Origin of the sequence: Acinetobacter terrae (genome assembly GCF_002135195.1) — a bacterium.
Classification (GTDB): domain Bacteria; phylum Pseudomonadota; class Gammaproteobacteria; order Pseudomonadales; family Moraxellaceae; genus Acinetobacter; species Acinetobacter terrae.
Window position 1 is genome coordinate 126,852 of sequence record NZ_NEGF01000002.1, and the last position, 21,830, is coordinate 148,681.

Below are 21,830 nucleotides of genomic sequence, written 5' to 3' on the forward strand. Positions count from 1 at the left end.
TTTGAAACAGAAAGAAAACTTAGTTTTTCTCTTTGTCTACAATTTTGTTTGCTTGAATCCAAGGCATCATCGCACGAAGTTTGTTACCTGTTACTTCGATACCGTGAGCAGCATTTTGACGACGACGAGCAGTCATTGAAGGGTAGTTCAACGCACCTTCTTGAATGAACATCTTCGCGTATTCGCCAGATTGAATACGTTTAAGCGCATTACGCATCGCTTCACGAGATTGTTCGTTGATTACTTCAGTACCCGTTACATATTCGCCATATTCAGCGTTGTTAGATACAGAGTAGTTCATGTCAGCGATACCGCCTTCGAACATTAAGTCAACGATCAATTTAAGTTCGTGTAGACATTCGAAGTAAGCCATTTCTGGTGCATAACCAGCTTCAACCAAAGTTTCGAAGCCCATTTTAACCAATTCAACAGCACCACCACAAAGAACTGCTTGCTCACCGAATAAGTCAGTTTCAGTTTCTTCACGGAATGAAGTTTCGATAATACCAGTACGACCACCACCTACGCCTGAAGCATAAGAAAGTGCAACATTACGAGCATTACCAGAAGCATCTTGGTGAATTGCGATTAAGTCAGGAACACCTGAACCACGTTGGTATTCAGAACGTACTGTGTGACCCGGTGCTTTAGGCGCAACCATGATTACGTCAAGATCTTTACGTGGAACAACTTGGTTGTAAAGAATTGAGAAACCATGAGCAAACGCTAAAGTCGCACCTTGCTTGATGTTTGGCTCAATCTCGTCACGGTAAAGTGAAGATTGGAATTCGTCAGGCGTTAAGATCATTACTACGTCAGCTTGCGCTACAGCAGCAGCAACTTCAGCAACTTTAAGACCTGAATTCTCAGCTTTTTTCCAAGAAGTAGAGTTCGCACGTAAACCTACAGTTACGTCAACGCCAGAGTCTTTAAGGTTAAGCGCATGTGCGTGACCTTGTGAACCGTAACCGATGATCGCTACTTTTTTACCTTGGATGATAGATAAGTCACAGTCTTTATCGTAAAAAATTTGCATTGCTGTCTCCGCTTAAATGCTTTTGTTTCCTTTTTATCCAAGCCAATGATGTTATTGGTATTCATTGGCTTGGAACCTCACCTATTAAGATGAGTAGAATGTGTGAATAAAATTAAAATCTGTTAGATGGTTAAAACTTTTTCGCCGCGCGCGATGCCTGAAACACCTGAACGCACCACTTCAAGAATGGTATTTTCTGCTAATGCATCAATAAAACCATCTAGCTTTTCAGTGGTACCTGCGATTTGAATCGTATACGTCGTCGGTGTTACATCGACAATTTGTGCACGAAAAATGTCTGCAGTACGTTTAATTTCAGCACGAGCTGATCCAAGTGATTTCAATTTAATCAACATGAGTTCACGCTCAATGTGTGCACCTTCTGACAAATCAACCACTTTTACTACTTCAACCAACTTGTTGAGCTGTTTGGTGATTTGTTCAATTTTATGATCATCACCATAAGTAGTCAGTGTCAAACGCGACATGGTTGGATCTTCCGTCGGTGCGACGTTCAAAGTCTCAATGTTATAACCACGTTGAGAAAATAAACCTACCAAACGTGAAAGCGCACCAGCTTCGTTTTCAACGAGTACAGAAATTATGTGTCTCATTTTGTGCGCTCTCCTTTTCCTAACCACATATCTTTCATAGATTGACCAGCAACCAACATTGGATAAACGTGCTCTGAACGATCAACCATGACGTTGATGAATACGCATTTATCATTAATGGCCATTGCTTCTGCAAGCTTAGACTCAAGCTCATCTGCATGGTCAATTTGAATACCGACGTGACCGTAAGCTTCCATCAATTTGGCAAAATCTGGTAATGAATCTACATAAGAGCTTGAATGACGACCTTCATAGTTCATATCCTGCCATTGTTTAACCATCCCCAGAGCACGGTTATTCAAGCAGAGGATTTTCACATTTAAGCCATATTGCTTACATGTCGATAATTCCTGGATACACATCTGAATCGATGCTTCACCAGTAATACAAACCACTTGCTGATCCGGGAATGCGAGTTTCGCAGCCATGGCATATGGCAAACCCACACCCATTGTTCCCAAACCGCCAGAGTTGATCCATTGACGTGGACGTTTGTATGTATAGTAGTTGGCACCAAACATTTGATGCTGACCTACGTCTGAAGTAATGATGGCTTCACTGTTGGTGATACGATCAAGTGCTTCAACCACCTGTTGTGGTTTCATTACACCATCAACGCCCGCTTCATAACGCAAACCATGTACTTTGCGCCATTCATTGATTTGAGACCACCATGCAGCAATCGCTTCAGGATTTGGCTTAGAAACATTCATTTGTTTCAATTGAACCAACATCTCTTGAAGTACAGGTTCTACTGCACCCACAATTGGAATATGCGCCATGATGGTTTTTGAAATCGTCGCTGGATCGATATCAATATGAATCACTTTGGCATTCGGACAGAATTTTGCAGGATTATTGGTTACACGGTCATCGAAACGCGCGCCTACACACAAAATCACGTCTGCATTGTGCATGGTCATGTTGGCTTCATACGTACCATGCATACCCAACATACCAATGAACTGCTCATCATTACCCGGGAAACCACCTAAGCCCATAAGGGTATTGGTTACCGGGAAATTTAGAAGATGTGCAAGCTCTGTAAGTAATTCCGATGCATTGCCTTGAACAACACCACCACCACTATAGATGATTGGACGTTCAGCACTAATCAATTCTTCAATAGCTTTACGGATTTGACCTGAATGACCACGATGCGGTGGTTGGTACGAACGCATCTTCACTTTTTCAGGATATTCGTAAGCAAATTTTTCTGCAGGATTGGTTACATCTTTAGGAATATCAACAACTACCGGACCTGGACGACCTGAAGACGCAATATAGAATGCTTTTTTAATAATTCCAGGAATTTCACTGGCATGACGCACCTGGAAACTATGTTTCACGATTGGACGAGAAACACCAACCATGTCTGTTTCTTGGAATGCATCTTCGCCAATTAAATGTGTTGCAACCTGACCAGACAAAATCACCATTGGGATTGAGTCCATATACGCCGTTGCAATAGGCGTTACTGTATTGGTTGCACCCGGTCCTGATGTGACAAGTACCACACCAGTTTTACCTGTTACGCGCGAATAGGCATCTGCCATGTGACCAGCAGCTTGCTCATGACGTACGAGGTAATGATTGATTTTGTCTTGTTGAAAGAGCGCGTCGTAAATATGCAGTACTGCGCCGCCTGGGTATCCAAATAAATGTTCAACGCCTTCGTCCGCCAATGCGCGAACGAGCATTTCACCACCAGATAAAAGTTCCAACGTGATTCACCCTAATCTTTTTCACTAACAAATGGAGGGCATTTGTAGTGGTTAATTCATTAACTGTCTGCACTGTTATAGCACACAAATTTCATAGTTTTCATAGCAATAGGAAAAAAATCTGACCTGACTGCTGTTTGAGCAATATGAGGTCTAAAACATGTTGGGATAAACACATTTTGTTGGCTTTGTTCAGCTTCTCGGCTAGAGAAGAAGTCCATTGCTAAAATGACGCTGATTCGAAGGGTGATCAAATAAACGCATATAAAACTACAGTCAGCATTTTTGTGGTTTCGACTATTAAAGTCAAGTTTAAAAATTAGCTTTTTCTTGATTATTTACAGACCGTCTATTTTTTAAGCTTTATGCGTGATTTCACATTTTATTTGCTTATTGAGGATTTCATGAGAAAAACCAATCACTTCATTACACCTCACATTTTAATGATAAAAAAATATTATAAATTAAATAAATAATTTTAATGTGTTGTGATTTTTCAGATTTATCCTTCTTAATAAAAATTTAAAATAACGCTGTCATTTGCAGAATATTTTGTCTTTATTTTCATCTTAGCCACACTCCTCATACGATCACAAATCAATCGAAAACAGAACAGCTGATATTTAAAAAAGTAACGCCAAAATGAACCATTCTTCATGCAGAATTCATCATCAATATCATTCGTCAGCTTATCTTTTTTTTCTGCAAATAAATAAAAATCATATAAAATACAAAACATAGAATGTGACTATATTTCATACTTTACAACTGACTGATTATTATAGGGACTTGTTCATTATGTCATCATCTTTCATCAAAATTGGATTCATGGCTGCATGCTTTACCTTCAGTCTAAGTTCAACCACTGGCTTTGCTAAAGAATATTACAAATGGGTCGATGCAAAAGGGTCTACGCATTACACCACCACCCCACCACCAAAATCTGCCCAGAAAAAAGGGAAAGTAGATACCTACGGTCCGAATAACCACACGCAAAGCTCTAAAAACACCTCTACCGTAGAAGCAGAGTCCGCATCAAAAGAAGCTCAAAACCATGCAAATGCGGCCCCAGCTGTAGCACGAGAAGCCGATCGTTCATCAAATTCTAATAAAGTATTATCGGCTCAATAGTCAGCAATTTCTAATTTCATCAGTGAAATGATTTTTGCTGGTTAAAAACTTTTATATTTTATGATTTATGTCGGGCGCAAAATTCACTTTTTAGTGCATTTTGCGCTATGCTGTGCAACAAACTTTTAACCGTTGTTCTTATATACGTTTATGACTACTTCTCACATTGACCCTGAATATCAAGCTAGTGCGATTGAGCCAAATGTCCAAAAAGACTGGGAAACTCGCAAAGCCTTTAAAGTTGCCGACACTGTAGAAGGTAAACATCGCTATATCCTGTCGATGTTCCCTTACCCAAGTGGCAAGCTGCATATGGGTCATGTGCGTAACTACACCATTGGTGACGTGATCAGCCGCTTCCACCGTTTAAAAGGTGAAACTGTGTTGCAACCGATGGGTTGGGATGCATTCGGTCTTCCTGCAGAAAATGCAGCGATTGCACACCAGGTTGCTCCTGCAAAATGGACTTTTGAAAATATCGCATACATGCGCGATCAATTGAAAAAACTCGGTCTTTCAGTGGATTGGGATCGTGAATTTGCAACCTGCACACCAGAGTATTATCACTGGGAACAATGGTTATTCGTACAGCTCTATAAGAAAGGTTTGATTTATCGCAAACTTTCAACTGTGAACTGGGATCCAGTCGATCAAACTGTTCTTGCAAACGAACAAGTTGAAAATGGTCGCGGCTGGCGTTCAGGTGCATTGGTTGAAAAACGTGATATTCCAATGTATTACTTCCGTATTACGGATTATGCACAAGAATTATTAGACGACTTAGATTCACTCAAAGACGGCTGGCCTCAACAAGTGTTGACCATGCAACGTAACTGGATCGGTCGTTCACAAGGGATGGAAATTACCTTCCCTTCAGCAAATTCTGAAATCTATGCAGACGACTTAACCGTTTATACCACTCGTGGTGACACCTTAATGGGTGTGACCTACGTTGCGGTTGCGGCTGAACATCCAATGGCGCTTAAAGCGGCTGAAACAAACCCTGAATTGGCTGCATTCATTGAAGAATGCCGTATGGGTTCTGTTGCAGAAGCCGATCTTGCGACTGCTGAAAAGAAAGGCATGGCAACAGGGCTTTCAGTTAAGCACCCTGTTACAGGCGAAGCAGTTCCTGTTTGGATCGCAAATTATGTATTGATGTCTTACGGCTCAGGCGCAGTGATGGCAGTTCCATCACACGATGAACGTGACTTCGAATTTGCCAACAAATATGGTTTAACCATCAAGCAAGTGATTGATGCCAAAGGTGCAGATGATGCTGAATTCTCTGCAACTCAGTGGCAAGAATGGTACGGTTCGAAAGAAGGTAAACTGGTTAACTCGGGTGAGTTTGACGGCTTAGATTTCCAAGGTGCTTGTGATGCCTTTATCGCAAAATTAGAACCACAAGGTTTAGCCAATACCAAAGTTCAGTTCCGTTTACGTGACTGGGGTGTTTCTCGTCAGCGTTATTGGGGTTGCCCAATTCCAATGATCAACTGTGAAACATGTGGTCAGGTGCCTGTTCCTGAAGAACAACTTCCAGTGATTTTACCGACTGACGTAGTGCCAGATGGTTCAGGTAACCCGCTGAACAAAATGCCTGAATTCTATGAAACGACTTGTCCTTGCTGTGGCACTGACGCTCGTCGTGAAACAGATACCTTGGATACCTTCGTAGAATCATCTTGGTATTACGCACGTTATGCATCTCCTGATTTCACTGGCGGTATGGTTAAACCTGAGGCTGCACAATCTTGGCTTCCAGTGAACCAATACATCGGTGGTGTGGAACACGCGATTCTGCATTTGTTATATGCACGTTTCTTCCACAAATTAATGCGTGATGAAGGTGTTGTACAAGGTAACGAACCATTCACCAACTTGCTTACTCAAGGCATGGTTTTGGCGGATACCTTCTACCGTGAAGCTGATTCTGGCAAGAAAACCTGGTTTAACCCTGCCGACATCGAGTTAGAAAAAGACGAGAAAGGTCGTATTCTTTCTGCTAAATATAAAGGCGATGGTCAAGAAGTTGTGGTTGGCGGTCAAGAAAAAATGTCGAAATCGAAAAACAATGGTATCGACCCGCAAGCGATTATTGACCAATACGGCGCAGATACTGCACGTGTATTCATGATGTTTGCTGCACCGCCCGATCAATCGCTTGAATGGTCTGATGCCGGTGTTGAAGGTGCAAACCGCTTCTTGAAACGTGTATGGCGTTTGGCAACAGGCTTCCTGGAAAAAGGCAATCATGCAGCGAATATTGATACTGCAAGCCTATCCAAAGATGCGCAAGACTTACGTCGTAAAACCCATGAAACCATTCAGAAAGTGGGTGATGATTTAGAACGTCGTCATGCATTCAATACTGCCATTGCAGCACAAATGGAATTATTGAATAGCATCAACAAATTTGAAGCAAAAGATGACAATGATGTTGCAGTTGAACGTGATGCCATTATTACTTTGCTGACGATGCTTGCACCATTTGCACCACATTTAAGTCAAACATTATTGACTGAATTTGGCATTGAGTTAACTGAAGCGCTTTTCCCTATTGTGGATGAGTCTGCATTAACCCGCAACACCCAAACGATTGTGGTTCAAGTGAATGGTAAACTTCGCGGTAAATTGGAAGTTTCAGTCGATACCTCTAAAGAAGACATTTTGGCTCAGGCAAAAGCATTACCAGAAGTTCAACAATTTTTGACCGGTCCAACCAAGAAAGAAATTGTTGTTCCAAATAAGTTAGTGAATTTGGTGGTTTAAATTCCTTAGGTTCCCTCTCCTCTCAGGAGAGGGTTAGGGAGAGGTACTTATTTTTAAAACCCCTCATCCTAACCTTCTCCCAAAGGGAGAAGGAACTTTTCTTAAGGAATAAACAATTCCCAAACAAAGCCCGTTGTCAATCAACGGGCTTTGACTTTACAATCCACTGAGCTTAGGGAAAGATATCCCTCCCAATCATCCAATTGGGAAAATTAAATAGAGGAATAAGCATGCATTTAGTTCAACGTGTTACAGCGGTTGTATTAACTTTGGGTCTAAGTGCTAGCTTAGTCGGTTGTGGTTTTCATTTAAAAGGAACTACCCCAACGACGGCTCCTGTTGCGTACTCGAAAATGAGTTTAGCGCTTCCAAATAACACAGAAGAATTGCACGAAAAACTTGCCATTTACCTAGGTGCAACCGGTATTCAACTGAGCAACAATCCAGATGCTTATGTATTACATGTACTTGAATACACACCTCAACGTCATGAACTAAACGGTAAATTGGTTGAAACCTTGCTTCGCTTAACTGTAACTTTCCGTATTGAAGATGCCCAAGGTAATCCTGTGACTGAACCACGTACCCTGACTGCTTCACGCAGCTATCAATATGACGTCGCGACAGTAAACACCGATGACCAAGAACAGAAGTATCTCAATCAAGTCATTGTTGATGACATTGCACAGCAAATTGTGCGTCAGATTTCATCCAATCGTTTACCGAAAGTCGTGAACAAACCAGCAGCTTCAACCACTCAACCTTAAAGATAGAAATTAAGCTATGAAACTTGACTATCCACAAGCACTAAAACGTGTTGATGAAGCTCGCGGTGCTTGGATTATGTATGGTCAAGAGCCATTACTTGAGCAAAACTTACTGGATGCTTTTCGTCAAAGTTGGCACAAACAAGAAATTGAACGTCAGCGTTATGACATTAATAATGTCAGTGATTGGAAAAATGTCTTTAATGCTTTAAACAGCTTATCGCTTTTTTCCAATCAGCTTGCCATTGAAGTGCATGGCAATATCAAGCCAGATGCGAATGGCATCAAGCAACTGAAAAGCTATATTCAGCACAATGAACAAAACCTGTTGCTTGTGGTAATGCCCAAACAAGACAGCAGCAGCTTAAAATCAAGTTTCTTCCAAGTGGTTGATGCGAATGGCGTCACTGTGCCGCTTACTGCCAACTACCCACAAGATCGCCAACGAATTCTAGGGATTGAGGCAGAAAAACTGGGGATTAAACTGGCGAATGATGCTTGGCAGTGGCTTGAACAACATCATGAGCATAACCTGCTCGCTGCAAAAAACAGTCTGATGCGCGTCAGTGATACTTTTGCCGATGTCGACGTGATTCAGATTGATCATTTGTATTCATGTCTACAAGATCAATCGCGCTATACCACTTACGACTTAAATGATGCCCTGCTTGCCGGAAATCTGGCTCAGGCAATTAAAATTTTCCAATATTTAATTGCCTCGGGTGAACCGATGAGCCTGATTTTATGGAGTATCAGCAAAGAAATGCGCTTACTGATGCAACTGTTTGAACAGCCGCAAAATGCCTTGCAACTGGGGATTTGGAAAAATAAAGTCAGCCTATATCAACAAGCGCTAAGACGACTGAATCCAAATAACTTTCTAACCTGGCCTTCGCTGCTGTTACGTATTGATGCATCCATTAAAGGTCTGGGAAAAGAAAATCCAGAACATCTGGTCTTGCAAGCGATTACCAGTATGTGTGGTCAAATGTTATTTGAATCCCCTACTGCTTAGCTGAAAAAACGCGAAAACCAGCTTTTACCCTTCTTCTGTTCTTGTGAACGCAAATAGTGCAGCATATTGTCACGCACAGCATCCACATAATCTTGATCATCATGTTGGATATGATTAATCAACCACTTTGACAGTAATCGATATAAATCATTTTCGACCGATTCTCCCCGATCAAATTTTTGACGATAATCATTCAGCCGTTTAACAAATAAGTCGTGTATGCCTCTATGAGAAGGCAAATACTGATAACTCACTTGTTCAAGCAAGTTTTCTTCGAAGCTAAAATGTGATTGGGTATAATCAATCAAATCATCCAAGACTTCTTTGATCTGATTACGATCCCCACTCACTCTAATCTTCTCTAGAGCATTAATGTAATCCAAGATTTGGCGATGTTGATTATCAATCACTTCGATTCCAATATTATAACTTTCATTCCATTTCATCAGTTATCTCTCACAAATTTTCCTATTAATCTCATGATTTATTGTGCACAATCATTGTGCATAACGCTGTTATTATTAATCCCATAAAAAAAGTATGGGATTTAATATTACAAACTTTTTTTATTTAAATCTATAGATAAAACAAAGATTTTTTAAAGCCATCAGAACAAGTCCCTAGCTAGGCATTCCGAAATAAAAGCGAAGCGAAAATATCAAACATAAAAAATTATTCAAATAAAAATTATGAAATAAATCTAGTATCGTTCTACTCAAATCTAATGTGTTCTCAAGGCCTGAGATTCGTTGGTAAAATCCATTTTCACAGCAGTATTTCTGCGAAACTCAATACTCGAACAGAAATGAGATTTCAGAAATTTCATTGAATCCAAATTCAATAAAGTGCCAATCGTCTACAAATCACGCCGTAAAAGGCTGGTTTAAAATCAGTTCACAATCTCTTTAGTCACTTTTCAAGAGATCTCCAAAAAGAAAATAATTCTCATTTGTTTTTAAAAAATTCACGTTCTATCCTCATTTAGCTTTTATAATCTGTTCAATTTTCTCAATTTATATGCTCACTATGCCAAAAATAAAGCCGTCCAAAATAGTTGTAGCAGTGGTCTGTATTCTTGCTATTGCAGTCACAGCCTGGTTTTTCTTAAAACCAAAAGAGCAACCACCGCAATACATTACTAGTGAAGTCAGCCGTGGCGATATTGAAGACTCCGTGCTTGCAACAGGCGTACTTGAAGCCACCAAAATGGTCAGTGTCGGTGCACAGGTTTCCGGTCAGGTGAAAAAGATGTATGTGAAACTGGGCGACCAAGTGAAACAAGGTCAATTGATTGCTCAAATTGATTCGATTCGTCAGGAAAATGATCTAAAAACCGCTGAAGCGAGTATTAAAAATCAACAGGCACAACTGGCAGTCAAGCAAGCCAACTTAGCGAAAGTTCAAGCTGAGTATCAACGTCAACAAGCGATGTATGCACAAGATGCAACTTCACGTGCTGAATTAGAATCAGCATTGGCAAGCTATAAAACAGCACAAGCTGAAATTTTGGCAATTAATGCACAAATTGAACAATCTCGCCTAACACTGGCAACGACTAAAGAAGATTTGGGCTATACCCAGATTGTTGCGCCGATGGATGGCACTATTGTGGCGATTGTGACTGAGGAAGGTCAAACCGTAAACGCCAACCAAAGCGCACCCACGATTGTCAAATTGGCAAAACTCGACAACATGACCATTAAGGCTGAAATCTCTGAAGCTGACGTGATGAAAGTTGAAGAAGGTCAAACTGTTTATTTCACCACTTTGGGCAATAGCGACAAAAAACACTATGCAAAACTACGCCAAGTAGAACCTGCACCCAATTCAATTAATACTGAAACTAATAACACATCAAGCTCATCTTCAAGTTCTGCCGTGTATTACAACGCGTTATTTGATGTACCCAATGAAGATGGCAAGTTACGTATTGATATGACTGCGCAAGTTTATATCGTACTCAATGAAGCAAAAAATATCTTAACCATCCCAGCAGCAGCCTTACAAAGCTCAAATCGCCCACAAGGTAAACGTGGTGATCGTAATGCAGACCAAGCAAAACAACGAAAACCAGCCGATACAGATCAGGCTAAAACTGAACGTCCTAAACGCCTAGAATTGTCTGCTGAAGAAAAATCACTGATTGAACAAGGCAAAGCCTCTATGTCGATGGTTCGTGTGGTTCAAGCCGATGGTAGTGCAAAACCACAACCTGTCTTGATTGGTTTAAATAACCGTGTGACAGCTCAAGTCATTAAAGGCTTAAAACAAGGCGACAAAGTAGTGATTGCAGATGCTTCTGATACGTCAAATGATGCTGCAAAACGCAGTAACCGTGCTGGCGGTGGCGCTGGTCCAATGAGAATGTAATGATGAGTCAAGATCAACAACCTTTGCTCAAGGTCACAGATCTGACTCGTGAATTCCCCGCCGGGGAAAGCACCATTCAGATTCTGAAGGGCATTAATTTAGAGATTTATCCGGGTGAACTGGTGGCCATTGTTGGACAATCCGGTTCGGGTAAATCAACCCTGATGAACATCCTCGGTTGTTTAGATCAACCAACTGCAGGTAGTTATCAGGTTAAAGGGCGTGAAACACGAAAATTAGAACCGGATGAATTGGCGCAACTGCGCCGTGAATATTTTGGTTTCATTTTCCAGCGCTATCATTTATTAGGTGATTTAACTGCTGCAGGGAATGTCGAAGTTCCGGCGATTTATGCCGGAGTGGATGCATCTGCACGTCAACAACGCTCGACCCAACTGCTCACGGACTTAGGCTTGGCTGACAAAACCCAAAACCGTCCCAGCCAGCTTTCCGGTGGTCAGCAACAACGTGTGTCGATTGCGCGTGCCTTGATGAACGGCGGTGATGTGATCCTGGCCGATGAACCGACCGGTGCATTAGATAAAAACAGTGGTATTGAAGTGATGCGTATTTTACGCGAACTGAATGCCAAAGGTCATACCATTATTTTAGTCACGCACGATCATAATGTGGCGAAAAATGCCTCGCGCATTATTGAAATTAGTGACGGGAATATTATTTCTGATCGGGCCAATGTGCCTGAAACAGATGGTGAAGTGCTCGAAAAGCAGCAACTCGATCGTACACCACAAAAGAAAACCCCGTCTTGGCGCTCTGCTGCCGATCGACTAGGTGAAGCCTTCCGCATGGCACTACTTGCCATGAATGCGCACCGCATGCGTACCTTCCTGACTATGCTCGGGATCATTATCGGTATTGCATCGGTGGTTTCTGTGGTGGCGCTCGGCAATGGTTCACAGAAAAAGATTCTGGAAAATATCAGTAGCCTCGGTACCAATACCATTACCGTTTATCAGGGACGTGGTTTCGGTGATAATTCCAAAACCTCCCAAGCTAAAACCCTGGTTCCTGCCGATGGTGAGGCATTAGCTGAACAACCCTATGTCGATGGCGTTAGTCCTTCTGTGACCAGCAACATCACCGCACGCTTTAAAGACACAGAAGCTTCTGCCACGGTGAATGGTGTCAGTGAAGACTTCTTCTACGTTAAGGGCATGGCCTTCGAATCGGGACAACCTTTTGACAAAGAAGGTGTGACTGAACGTGCCCAAGATGTGGTGATTGACAGCAACACCAAGAATACCTTCTTTAGCGATGGCACCAACCCTCTAGGTCAGGTCATTCTATTGGGTAGTGTTCCCAGTCGTATCATTGGCGTGATTGAAGCACAAAAATCGATGATGGGTAATTCGGATAGCCTGAATGTTTACCTGCCCTACTCCACAGTCATGAGCCGCATGTTGGGTCAATCCAATGTCCGTAACATCATTGTCCGTGTCAAAGATGAATACCCAAGTGCTGCCGCTGAAAATGCCATCCTGAACTTATTGGTACAGCGTCACGGCGCGCAAGATGTCTTTACTCAAAACTCGGACAGTATTCGTGAAACCATTCAGCAAACCACACAAACCATGACACTACTGGTTTCTGCAATTGCGGTGATTTCCCTGATTGTCGGCGGTATTGGGGTAATGAACATCATGCTGGTTTCGGTGACTGAACGAACTCAAGAAATTGGGGTACGTATGGCCGTCGGTGCACGTCAAAGTGACATCTTGCAGCAGTTCCTGATTGAAGCAGTGTTGGTGTGTATTTTAGGCGGTATCTTAGGGGTGCTTTTATCCCTAGGCATTGGACAGCTGATTGGTCATTTTGCCGGAGATACTTTCCAGATGGCCTATTCAACCACTTCAATTATTGCAGCCTTTGTCTGTTCCAGCATGATCGGGATTATCTTCGGCTTTATCCCTGCCCGTAATGCAGCACAGCTCAATCCTGTTGATGCACTTTCTCGCGAATAAGGATACTTAGAATGCAAATGAATTTCACCAAACTTGCCACTGCCCTTATTTTAAGTGGATCGCTGGTCGGTTGTGCTGCGGTGGTGAAAACACCGTATGAGCAACCTGCCGTGAATATTCCAAACAACTTCCAAAATAGCAAAGCCATAAGTCAGCAAGTTCATGCCGATGTCTATGCAGATCAATGGTGGACCTTGTTTGGCGATACTCAGCTGAATCAATTGGTTAATCAGGTTTTAGCAAGCAATACCGATTTAGCAGTTGCGGGTATCAATTTACAACAAGTACGTTTACAAGCCGGTTTAGCGCAAAATAAGCAAGGTCCACGTGTCAGCTCAAATGTATCGACTGGGCATAATATTGACTTAAATTCAGGTGAGGACTCGTCACGAGGCTTATCCTTAAGTGGTGGTGTGAGTTACGAACTGGATTTATTCGGCAAACTGGCTCGTCAGACTGAAGCAACCAAATGGGAAGCTTTAGCGACTGAACAGGATTTGCAAAGTACTGCACAAAGCTTAGTGGCAACCACGGCGAATTTATATTGGCAGTTGGGTTATTTAAATGAGCGTTATGCCGTTGCACAGCAAAACCTGACTAGTACGCAAAAAACCTATGAACTGGTCCGCACACAGTATCGTGCTGGGGCAGTTTCGGGTCTGGATCTCACTTCAGCTGAACAGTCAGTACAAAGCCAAAGAGCGACATTAAGCCAGATTGAACAGCAAAAAGTGGAAACCAGAACGGCATTAGCTGTTTTGATGCATCAACCTGTGCAGCAACTGAATATTCAGGAACCTTCCCGTTTACCGCGCATTGCCCTGCCGACCATTGCAGCAGGCTTGCCAGCAGACTTGCTGTCACGTCGTCCAGACTTACAGGCGTCTGAACTACGTTTGCGTAAGGCTTTAGCCAACAAAGATGCCACCAAAGCCGGTTACTATCCTTCAATTAATTTGACTGGAAATTTAGGTTCTTCAAGCACATCGTTAACCAATCTATTGCAGAATCCGGCTTTAACTTTGGGTGCGAGTCTCAGCTTACCGTTCTTGCAATATAACGATATGAAGAAAGATTTGGCGATCAGCGAGCTGGATTATGAAAAATCGATTATTCAGTACCGTCAAACTTTATATCAGGCTTTTGCCGATGTGGAAAATGCACTATCGGCACGTACCGAATTAAACAAACAGGTGGCTTTACAAGAACGTAATGTACAACTTGCCGAGAAAACTGAGCATTTAACTGAAGTACGTTACCGTAACGGCGCAATTGCACTTAAAAATCTGTTAGATGCACAAGAAACCACACGTAATGCACGACTATCTTTGGTTCAAACCAAGCAAAGCCAATACAATGCTTATGTGACCTTGATGCAGGCTTTGGGTGGTAGTCCAATCAAACAACTGCCTTAAGCTCAGCAACAAAAAAAGCCTCTACGGAGGCTTTTTTTATTTAGGATATTTTCATTTATAAAAATTTAGAAACTCGGACGATAATATTTATAGGTCAGGCCTTTTTCGTTATAAACGTCATAACTTTTTTGCTTAAAGTCAGATACCCATTGCTTGCCATTAAACCCTGCAATATGTCCATAAACATGTTTGCCGGTTCGATCAATAATATAAATATCACCTTCTTTCGGGGCATCAAATTTAGGGTTAATTTGTCGATAACCAATTTTCATTAAAGTATTGCCCCAGTCTGCCGCAGCAACAGGATGACTTTGAAACTGTGCCCCTGCGGACTCCAAAGCAAGCCGGATACTTTTGGCACACTTTTGTGAACTGCTATATGAGCTAATACCCTGCAAGAAATTCGTGAATTTATTAATATCAATTCGCTGTCCATTGCTTGCAATTATCTTGTTTTTTTGACTGGTTTGAACGGACTTGGACTCTGTATTTTTATTAGAATTTTTACCAGATTGGGAACGAATTACGATGTTTGTCTGGACAGGAGCATACACTTCACTCATGTTTACATTGTGATCATAAGCCATTCTTTACAACTACTCCCAACCCTTAGAATTCGGGCTTTTCACTCATTTCGACGGCGAAGATAGTACCTTGTAACATGTGATTTTTCATATAATAAATGTAATTAAATATAAATAAATCGCTTTAAATCGACTTAACTGATTATTTTTTGTTAATTTTTATATTTAAAATTATCCCTGTTCTAAAATTAGATTTAAATCATTCAAACTTTAATAAAACTTAAAATTTCAAAAAGGTTCAAGTTAAGATCTTTTTATAATCCATATAGTTCTAGATCATATCCAGGTTCCTTTTGGTCACATTACACTTTATACAATGACCAATAGCGATTATGAATATACTGCTCCATGATCCATTTCTGCATTCAGATATTTCATTTCCTGATCCATGTGTTTCAGTTCCTCTTTCGAGGGTTTTCTTCTTGCAGGCCCTCAAAAACAGTAGGCTGCAATACAGACTCATATAAATTTTTATTGATTTTATTCTTCTCTATAATTTTTAATCAAACAGTTACAGCATAAAGATTTATGCAGAGTATATAAACTTATCACCTAGATAAATATTAATAATTTTCAATTCATTACAAAAAAACTCTAAGCTAATCCAGTTTCTGGAACATTAAAAAGGCATGGTTTCATCACTGTAAAAAGGCTAATATGTGCCACAAGAAATTCACAAGATTATGAGAGAGACATGCGTCAGTATTTAGACCTTTTACAACACATCCTCGACAACGGTGGCGACAAAGGCGATCGTACTGGAACAGGTACACGTTCTGTATTTGGTCATCAAATGCGCTTTGATCTTTCCACAGGTTTCCCTTTATTGACCACCAAAAAAGTTCATTTTCGTTCAATCGTGATTGAACTGTTATGGTTCTTAAAAGGTGATACCAACGTCAAATATCTGCAAGACAACAAAGTTTCAATTTGGGATGAATGGTCAACTGCAGAACAAACTGCACGTTTTGGTCGCCCGGAAGGTGAATTGGGGCCGGTCTATGGTCATCAATGGCGTAACTTTGGCGCAACCAAAAAAGAAAATGGCTTATATGAGCAAGATGGTTTTGACCAGATTCAATGGCTGATTAATGAAATTAAAACCAATCCAAATTCACGCCGTTTAATCGTGTCGGGCTGGAATCCAAAAGAAGCGGGAAATGTTGCCCTTCCGCCTTGTCATACCTTGTTCCAGTTTTTTGTACAAAACGGCAAATTGTCTTGCCAATTGTATCAACGCAGCGCGGACGTGTTTTTGGGTGTTCCTTTTAACATTGCCAGCTATGCCCTGCTCACGCATATGATTGCGCAAGTTTGTGATCTAGATGTCGGTGATTTTGTCTGGACAGGTGGTGATACCCATTTATATGTTAATCATTTTGAACAGGCTAAATTACAGCTCAGCCGTGAGCCATTACCGCTCTGCCAATTAAAATTAAATCCAGAAATTAAAGACATCTTCGACTTTAAATTTGAAGATATCGAAATTGTCGGTTATGAATCGCATCCAGGGATTAAAGCCCCTGTTGCGGTTTAATTTCTAAAATCCCCCTTTAATTCCCCTTTAATTCCCCCTTTTGCAAAGGGGGAAAATTGTAGGAAGGATTTTGGAATTATTCACAAGGATTAAATAAATGAGCTTCCAAAATTTAGAAGTTGTTCATGTCGTGGCCATGGATCAGCAGCGCTGCATTGGTAAAAATAATGACTTGCCTTGGCACATTTCTGCTGACCTCAAGCACTTTAAAGAAATCACCCAAGGTGGTGTCGTGGTCATGGGTCGCAAAACTTTAGAGTCTATGGGTCGCACCTTGCCGAAACGTGTCAATTGGGTGATTACCCGTGACACCGACTGGTCATTTGAAGGGACTAAAGTTGCCTACTCGATTGAAGATGCCTTAGCTCAAGCGGTTGCCGATGTGCAAGCCTCAGAAAAGCCGGAAGCGATCTTTATTATCGGTGGCGGTGAGATCTTTAAACAGACCATGGACATTGCCGACCGCCTGGAACTGACCCATGTTGAACTTGATGTTCAAGGCGATGCCTACTATCCAGAAATTCCAGCTGAATTTAACAAGGTCGCGTCTGAACAACATATTGACGACAAAACTGGGATTGCTTTTGAGTTTGCAACTTACCGAAAATAAAGGCAATAATTACTTATAACAGTCAAATATGCATAATATTGGAAAAAGGGAGTTTTTCGCTGCTCTAGGCATGGCTTTACTTCATTCCATGTTTAGCCTTTTCGTTATTGTGTCCTCTATTTGGCTGTGTCTTGCGTTGTGGTTTCAAGAACCTTTTGGTTTGTTGGTCACCCGCATAATGATTGGCATTTGGATTGTTTTTGCTTTAAGCATTCTCGGTATTTATATCACCCAAAATTTATTTAACCGTCATATAGATATACTGATTTATATGTTTGGTTTTCTGTTGGGCTTATTTTGGTATTTTAGCTTGGAAGCCAAGCAAGATCGTGACTGGAATCCGGAAGTTGCCCAAATATTGTCTTATGAACAACAGGGCAATTTGGTCACGCTGCACAATGTACGTAATTTTAACTGGCATGCCGATGGCAGCTATGATGAGCGTTGGGAAACCCGTCAGTTTGATTTAAACCAAATTACTGGCGTGAATATCATCACCTCCTATTGGATGGGACCACGCATCGCGCATACCCTAGTCAGCTTTGATTTTGCCAATAGCCAACCACTGACCTTTTCGATTGAAATTCGCAAACAAAAAAATGAAGAATTTTCTACTTATGGCGGTTTTTTTAGAAAATATGAACTCAGCCTGATCGCAGCAGATGAAAAGGATCTGATTTATACCCGCAGCAATATTCGTGGCGAACATGTCTATTTCTTCCCAGTCAATATGTCCAAAACCGAAAGACGCGCCTTGTTTGAAGAATACCTGCATAAAGCCAATGAATTAAAAAATCAGCCTAAATGGTATAACAGCCTCACCAGTAACTGCACCACGCTGGTTTTTGATATGGTGCAAGCGATATCTAAAAGACATTTACCCGCCGATTATCGCCTGCTGGCTTCAGGATATCTACCCAACTATCTGTATGACTTGACTGCCATTTCACATGAGTTAACCATGAAACAATGGTATGAAGTTGCCTATATAAACCCACGTATCAGTGAGTTAAACAATATTAGCAGCACTCAATATTCCACCCTTATTCGTCAGGGTTTACCACAACCTACAACTGTAGATGTGCCATAATAAGAAATGTAAAAAATATATAAAACATACATTTAACTCTAGTTAAATGGCTATTTTTTTGTTTATATAGAACATAAGTTAAATCAAGAACGAGAATTCCAATATGTTAAAAAAATTATGTGCTGTCAGCATGATTGCTGCAGCGATTGCTTTTACAGGTTGTGAAACTATGCCGAATGCATCTTCTACGATTGAAACTGCAAATTTAGTGCAATTACAAAACCGCACCTGGATTGCAACCCATATTGGCAATACTGAAATTAAGACAGCACCCACCGCACACAATATTCCAAGCTTACAGTTTGATACTGCAACCAAACGCGTCAGTGGTGCCGATGGTTGTAATCGTATTATGGGAAGCTATGAAGCGGGACGAGATACTTTAGTGCTTGGTCAAATGGCAGGCACCAAAATGGCATGTCTAGACAGCAACAATGTATCGCAACAATTTAATGAAGCATTAACTAAAGTGGCAAACTATCAAGTCTTTGGCAAAACACTCAAATTGCTTGATCGTCATGGCAATCTTCTTATTCAATTTACCAGTCCGGTTCAACCGCGTTAAATAGTGCAGATAAAAATCCTGAAATTTCAGTATTTTGTATATAAAATGCATAAATAAATACATTGTAGCTTCATAAAAAACCCCTATATTAAAAATAATAAACAAATACAGGATAAAACCATGCAACAGGCATTATTTGGTGGTGGATGTTTTTGGTGTGTTGAAGCCATATTTTTACAGCTTAAAGGCGTAGAAAAAGTGGTCAGTGGTTATGCGGGTGGTCATACCGATAATCCAAGTTATGACGATATTTGTCGTGGCGACACCAACCACGCAGAAGTCATTTTGATTGATTATGATGAAACACAAATTAGCTTTGCTCAGCTTTTGGATGTATTTTTCACCACTCATGATCCAACGACCTTAAACCGTCAAGGCAATGACATTGGCACTCAATATCGTTCTGTGATTTATTATTTTAATGATGAACAGCAACAGCAGGCACAACACACAATTGATGCCTTAAAAGCAGAAGGTCTGAATATTGTGACCGAACTGAGTCCTGCACCCAAGTTCTACCCTGCTGAAGAATATCATCAAAATTTCTTTGCCCGGAATCCATCTCAAGGCTACTGTAATTTTTCTATTCCACCGAAATTAATGAAATTACGCAGTAAGTTTCAGGATTTGCTTAAAGCTGAATAACAGTCCTTTTCAGCGAATTTTGGACATAAAAAAAGCGACCCTCTCGGTCGCTTTTTTTATGTCTTTGATTAGTTATCAGTCGCAAAAGCAATATCGCTGAGCCCGGCTTCGCTCGCACGAGACATCACTTGTGCAACAGCGTCATAACGTGATTCTTTATCTGCTTTCAGAACAATGGTTGGCTGACGCTCTTCCTGACCAGCTTCATTTAATTTTGTCTGTAACTCGTCAAGCGTGAGTACATCGCCATTCCAGGCAACATCTCCACCCGCATTAATACTGATGGTGACACTTTTAGGTGGCAAATCAATAATATCTGCCGTTGTCTTTGGTAAAGTTAATGGAATTGATGGGTTAGCAACGGTTGCTGTCACCAAAAAGATGATCATCAATACCAACATAATGTCGATGAGTGGAATGAGATTCATCTCATTCATGCCTACATCGTTGTCTTCGCCCAATTGAAAGCCCATTAAGCTTGACCTCCAACCAAATTATTTGCTGTTGCTTTAGTCGCTACTTGAGCCGAGCTATCTTGTTGCAACATGGTGTCAATTAACAAGCTGTGCGCCTGATCTTGTAGCTCATGCGCCAAACCACGGTTCACACGGGTACAAATGTTATAAGCCAATACTGCAGGAATAGCGACTGCCAAACCCAGACCGGTCATAATCAAAGCTTCACCTACAGGTGTTGCAACTTGAGCCAAACCGGCTTGACCGCTCTTACCTACTGCAACCAAGGCATGGAAAATACCCCAAACTGTACCGAATAAACCTACAAACGGTGCAAGTGAAGCAATGGTACCTAGAACCGCAACACCTTTTTCCGCACTGGCTTTTTCAGCAGAAATTTGACGCAATAAAGCTTGTTCTGCCACTGCTTTACGTTGTTCAAAATTCAAAGGTGCAAATTTTGCCTTTAACTTGCTTAACGCTTGAGAAAGTTGAGCATAAGCTTGTTGCTTCAGTTGGCGAGTCCCCATTAAACGTAAAACGAAGATTGTCCATGTCGTAATCGACATTGCCAATAACACGAAATACAGTGTCTTACTCACTGCATCGGCGTGTTGCCAATAAACTGAAAAGTTCATACTCGAACTCCTAAAAAATGTTAGCCGTGTGGATTCAATGTCAATTCAAATGGTTGGTCAGCACTAATTGGATAAGCCACGCCATTTTCTTTGTACGGTTTGAATTTGGAACTACGCACTGAGCGTAAAATCTTGTTATCTAAAGCAGGCACACCACTCGAACGTGCAATACGCGCTGAGGTAATCACCCCTTTTTCATTCGCTTCAATATGTATCACCACAATACGCGTTTGGCCTTCTAAATCGCTATTGTTATATGAAGGTTTTGGCGAACGACTCCATTGCACGCCCGAGCCACCAATCGATACACTTTTTGGAGATGGCGGAGTAGCAGGTGCCGGTGGAGTAATAGGTGCAGGCGGCGCAATTGGCGCAGGTTTAGCGACCGGTACAGGTTTAACCACTTTAGTTTCAGAAATCGTTGTAGTGACAGTTGGTTTAGGCGGTGCTTCAACCGGCTTCACCACTGGTTTTGGTGTTTCTGCTTTTTTAACTTGTTGAACCTTTTCTACCTTTTTCGGAGGTGGTGGAAGTTGTTTTTCTACAATTTTAACTTCTTTCACTTCCTTAGGCTTGGGCTTTTCTTTTTTCGGTTCAGCTTTCGGCTTCGGTGGTAAAGGTTTAGGTGGTTCTTGAATTTTAACAAAACGAACTTTTAACGGCTCTTTTTCAACGGGTTTGAGTTCTGGGGTCTTCATTTGCCCCACCGCCCACAACACGCCCATGTGACCGACCACAACGGTTATAAGCGCTGTGATAATTTTCTTTTTCATCGGATTGGGAGTTTGCATATTTAGAGCGGGAGATTGACTCATTAAAATCAGTTACCTAATTAAAGCGATTGTAGATCCATACAGATTTAAGCAATCAAGCTCAT

20 protein-coding genes are annotated in these 21,830 nt (G+C 41.3%); 12 read left to right on the top strand and 8 right to left on the bottom strand.

Annotation, left to right across the window (positions count from 1 at the left end; translation table 11 throughout):
- Window positions 1-19: 19 nt before the first annotated feature.
- From ilvC to B9T23_RS02980, 3 genes are all read right to left on the bottom strand, one after another.
- On the bottom strand, window positions 20-1,036 hold the full coding sequence (gene ilvC, locus B9T23_RS02970; RefSeq protein WP_086192934.1) for a ketol-acid reductoisomerase: 1,017 nt from the start codon (window positions 1,034-1,036) through the stop codon (window positions 20-22).
- 122 nt (window positions 1,037-1,158) lie between these two features.
- On the bottom strand, window positions 1,159-1,650 hold the full coding sequence (gene ilvN / locus B9T23_RS02975) for an acetolactate synthase small subunit (RefSeq protein ID WP_067722031.1): 492 nt from the start codon (window positions 1,648-1,650) through the stop codon (window positions 1,159-1,161).
- Window positions 1,647-3,374: an acetolactate synthase 3 large subunit gene (locus B9T23_RS02980; protein ID WP_086192935.1), complete on the bottom strand. Its 1,728-nt coding sequence runs from the start codon at window positions 3,372-3,374 to the stop codon at window positions 1,647-1,649. The genes ilvN and B9T23_RS02980 overlap by 4 nt, the downstream gene beginning before the upstream one ends.
- A 798-nt stretch (window positions 3,375-4,172) precedes the next feature.
- On the opposite strand from B9T23_RS02980, the gene B9T23_RS02990 reads away from it, so the two are divergent.
- The 4 genes from B9T23_RS02990 to holA all read left to right on the top strand — a co-directional run bounded on the left by B9T23_RS02990 (window position 4,173) and on the right by holA (window position 9,062).
- Window positions 4,173-4,505: a DUF4124 domain-containing protein gene (locus tag B9T23_RS02990; RefSeq protein WP_086192937.1), complete on the top strand. Its 333-nt coding sequence runs from the start codon at window positions 4,173-4,175 to the stop codon at window positions 4,503-4,505.
- 150 nt (window positions 4,506-4,655) lie between these two features.
- Window positions 4,656-7,280: a leucine--tRNA ligase gene (gene leuS, locus B9T23_RS02995; RefSeq protein WP_086192938.1), complete on the top strand. Its 2,625-nt coding sequence runs from the start codon at window positions 4,656-4,658 to the stop codon at window positions 7,278-7,280.
- A 230-nt stretch (window positions 7,281-7,510) separates the two neighbouring features.
- Window positions 7,511-8,047: an LPS-assembly lipoprotein LptE gene (locus tag B9T23_RS03000; protein ID WP_086192939.1), complete on the top strand. Its 537-nt coding sequence runs from the start codon at window positions 7,511-7,513 to the stop codon at window positions 8,045-8,047.
- A 16-nt stretch (window positions 8,048-8,063) separates the two neighbouring features.
- On the top strand, window positions 8,064-9,062 hold the full coding sequence (gene holA, locus B9T23_RS03005; RefSeq protein ID WP_086192940.1) for a DNA polymerase III subunit delta: 999 nt from the start codon (window positions 8,064-8,066) through the stop codon (window positions 9,060-9,062).
- On the opposite strand, the gene B9T23_RS03010 is transcribed toward holA, so the two are convergent.
- On the bottom strand, window positions 9,059-9,508 hold the full coding sequence (locus tag B9T23_RS03010) for a bacteriohemerythrin (protein ID WP_067722040.1): 450 nt from the start codon (window positions 9,506-9,508) through the stop codon (window positions 9,059-9,061). The genes holA and B9T23_RS03010 overlap by 4 nt on opposite strands.
- Window positions 9,509-10,088: 580 nt before the next feature.
- Between B9T23_RS03010 and B9T23_RS03015 the strand changes: the two genes are divergently transcribed.
- From B9T23_RS03015 to B9T23_RS03025, 3 genes are read left to right on the top strand one after another with little or no spacing between them, the layout of a single operon-like run.
- Window positions 10,089-11,432: a MacA family efflux pump subunit gene (locus B9T23_RS03015; RefSeq protein WP_086192941.1), complete on the top strand. Its 1,344-nt coding sequence runs from the start codon at window positions 10,089-10,091 to the stop codon at window positions 11,430-11,432.
- Between the two features lie 2 nt (window positions 11,433-11,434).
- Entirely contained in the window at window positions 11,435-13,414 is a 1,980-nt protein-coding gene (locus B9T23_RS03020) for a MacB family efflux pump subunit (RefSeq protein ID WP_086193117.1), read from the top strand.
- 11 nt (window positions 13,415-13,425) lie between these two features.
- On the top strand, window positions 13,426-14,829 hold the full coding sequence (locus B9T23_RS03025) for an efflux transporter outer membrane subunit (protein WP_086192942.1): 1,404 nt from the start codon (window positions 13,426-13,428) through the stop codon (window positions 14,827-14,829).
- A 65-nt stretch (window positions 14,830-14,894) separates the two neighbouring features.
- Here B9T23_RS03025 and B9T23_RS03030 read toward each other — a convergent pair whose 3' ends face one another.
- Window positions 14,895-15,416: a CHAP domain-containing protein gene (locus tag B9T23_RS03030; protein ID WP_086192943.1), complete on the bottom strand. Its 522-nt coding sequence runs from the start codon at window positions 15,414-15,416 to the stop codon at window positions 14,895-14,897.
- 691 nt (window positions 15,417-16,107) lie between these two features.
- Between B9T23_RS03030 and thyA the strand changes: the two genes are divergently transcribed.
- The 5 genes from thyA to msrA all read left to right on the top strand — a co-directional run bounded on the left by thyA (window position 16,108) and on the right by msrA (window position 19,860).
- Complete coding sequence (gene thyA / locus B9T23_RS03035; RefSeq protein WP_086192944.1) at window positions 16,108-16,950, top strand: thymidylate synthase; 843 nt, start codon at window positions 16,108-16,110, stop codon at window positions 16,948-16,950.
- Between the two features lie 97 nt (window positions 16,951-17,047).
- Window positions 17,048-17,560, top strand: coding sequence for a dihydrofolate reductase (locus B9T23_RS03040; RefSeq protein WP_086192945.1), 513 nt, complete (start codon window positions 17,048-17,050; stop codon window positions 17,558-17,560).
- Window positions 17,561-17,588: 28 nt separating this feature from the next.
- Window positions 17,589-18,650 carry an Lnb N-terminal periplasmic domain-containing protein gene (locus B9T23_RS03045; protein WP_086192946.1) on the top strand — a complete coding sequence of 354 codons (1,062 nt, stop codon included), beginning with the start codon at window positions 17,589-17,591 and terminating at the stop codon, window positions 18,648-18,650.
- Between the two features lie 103 nt (window positions 18,651-18,753).
- Window positions 18,754-19,215, top strand: a complete 462-nt coding sequence (locus B9T23_RS03050) for an META domain-containing protein (protein ID WP_086192947.1) — start codon at window positions 18,754-18,756, stop codon at window positions 19,213-19,215.
- Between the two features lie 120 nt (window positions 19,216-19,335).
- Window positions 19,336-19,860, top strand: coding sequence for a peptide-methionine (S)-S-oxide reductase MsrA (msrA, locus tag B9T23_RS03055; RefSeq protein ID WP_086192948.1), 525 nt, complete (start codon window positions 19,336-19,338; stop codon window positions 19,858-19,860).
- Between the two features lie 68 nt (window positions 19,861-19,928).
- Here the strand turns inward: msrA and B9T23_RS03060 are convergent, their stop codons facing one another.
- From B9T23_RS03060 to B9T23_RS03070, 3 genes are read right to left on the bottom strand one after another with little or no spacing between them, the layout of a single operon-like run.
- Entirely contained in the window at window positions 19,929-20,333 is a 405-nt protein-coding gene (locus tag B9T23_RS03060; protein ID WP_086192949.1) for an ExbD/TolR family protein, read from the bottom strand.
- Window positions 20,333-20,953, bottom strand: a complete 621-nt coding sequence (locus tag B9T23_RS03065; RefSeq protein WP_086192950.1) for a MotA/TolQ/ExbB proton channel family protein — start codon at window positions 20,951-20,953, stop codon at window positions 20,333-20,335. Before B9T23_RS03065 ends, B9T23_RS03060 begins: the two co-directional genes overlap by 1 nt.
- A 20-nt stretch (window positions 20,954-20,973) precedes the next feature.
- Entirely contained in the window at window positions 20,974-21,768 is a 795-nt protein-coding gene (locus tag B9T23_RS03070) for an energy transducer TonB family protein (RefSeq protein WP_086192951.1), read from the bottom strand.
- Window positions 21,769-21,830 lie beyond the last annotated feature (62 nt).

Coding starts and splice junctions, on each gene's coding strand:
- B9T23_RS03015 (WP_086192941.1), top strand. CDS start 10,089: ATGCCAAAAATAAAGCCGTCCAAAATAGTTGTAGCAGTGGTCTGTATT.
- B9T23_RS03010 (WP_067722040.1), bottom strand. CDS start 9,508: ATGAAATGGAATGAAAGTTATAATATTGGAATCGAAGTGATTGATAAT.
- B9T23_RS03000 (WP_086192939.1), top strand. CDS start 7,511: ATGCATTTAGTTCAACGTGTTACAGCGGTTGTATTAACTTTGGGTCTA.
- B9T23_RS03045 (WP_086192946.1), top strand. CDS start 17,589: ATGCATAATATTGGAAAAAGGGAGTTTTTCGCTGCTCTAGGCATGGCT.
- thyA (WP_086192944.1), top strand. CDS start 16,108: ATGCGTCAGTATTTAGACCTTTTACAACACATCCTCGACAACGGTGGC.
- B9T23_RS03040 (WP_086192945.1), top strand. CDS start 17,048: ATGAGCTTCCAAAATTTAGAAGTTGTTCATGTCGTGGCCATGGATCAG.
- holA (WP_086192940.1), top strand. CDS start 8,064: ATGAAACTTGACTATCCACAAGCACTAAAACGTGTTGATGAAGCTCGC.
- ilvC (WP_086192934.1), bottom strand. CDS start 1,036: ATGCAAATTTTTTACGATAAAGACTGTGACTTATCTATCATCCAAGGT.
- B9T23_RS03020 (WP_086193117.1), top strand. CDS start 11,435: ATGAGTCAAGATCAACAACCTTTGCTCAAGGTCACAGATCTGACTCGT.
- B9T23_RS03060 (WP_086192949.1), bottom strand. CDS start 20,333: ATGGGCTTTCAATTGGGCGAAGACAACGATGTAGGCATGAATGAGATG.
- B9T23_RS03070 (WP_086192951.1), bottom strand. CDS start 21,768: ATGAGTCAATCTCCCGCTCTAAATATGCAAACTCCCAATCCGATGAAA.
- leuS (WP_086192938.1), top strand. CDS start 4,656: ATGACTACTTCTCACATTGACCCTGAATATCAAGCTAGTGCGATTGAG.
- B9T23_RS03065 (WP_086192950.1), bottom strand. CDS start 20,953: ATGAACTTTTCAGTTTATTGGCAACACGCCGATGCAGTGAGTAAGACA.
- msrA (WP_086192948.1), top strand. CDS start 19,336: ATGCAACAGGCATTATTTGGTGGTGGATGTTTTTGGTGTGTTGAAGCC.
- B9T23_RS03050 (WP_086192947.1), top strand. CDS start 18,754: ATGTTAAAAAAATTATGTGCTGTCAGCATGATTGCTGCAGCGATTGCT.
- B9T23_RS03030 (WP_086192943.1), bottom strand. CDS start 15,416: ATGGCTTATGATCACAATGTAAACATGAGTGAAGTGTATGCTCCTGTC.
- ilvN (WP_067722031.1), bottom strand. CDS start 1,650: ATGAGACACATAATTTCTGTACTCGTTGAAAACGAAGCTGGTGCGCTT.
- B9T23_RS02990 (WP_086192937.1), top strand. CDS start 4,173: ATGTCATCATCTTTCATCAAAATTGGATTCATGGCTGCATGCTTTACC.
- B9T23_RS03025 (WP_086192942.1), top strand. CDS start 13,426: ATGCAAATGAATTTCACCAAACTTGCCACTGCCCTTATTTTAAGTGGA.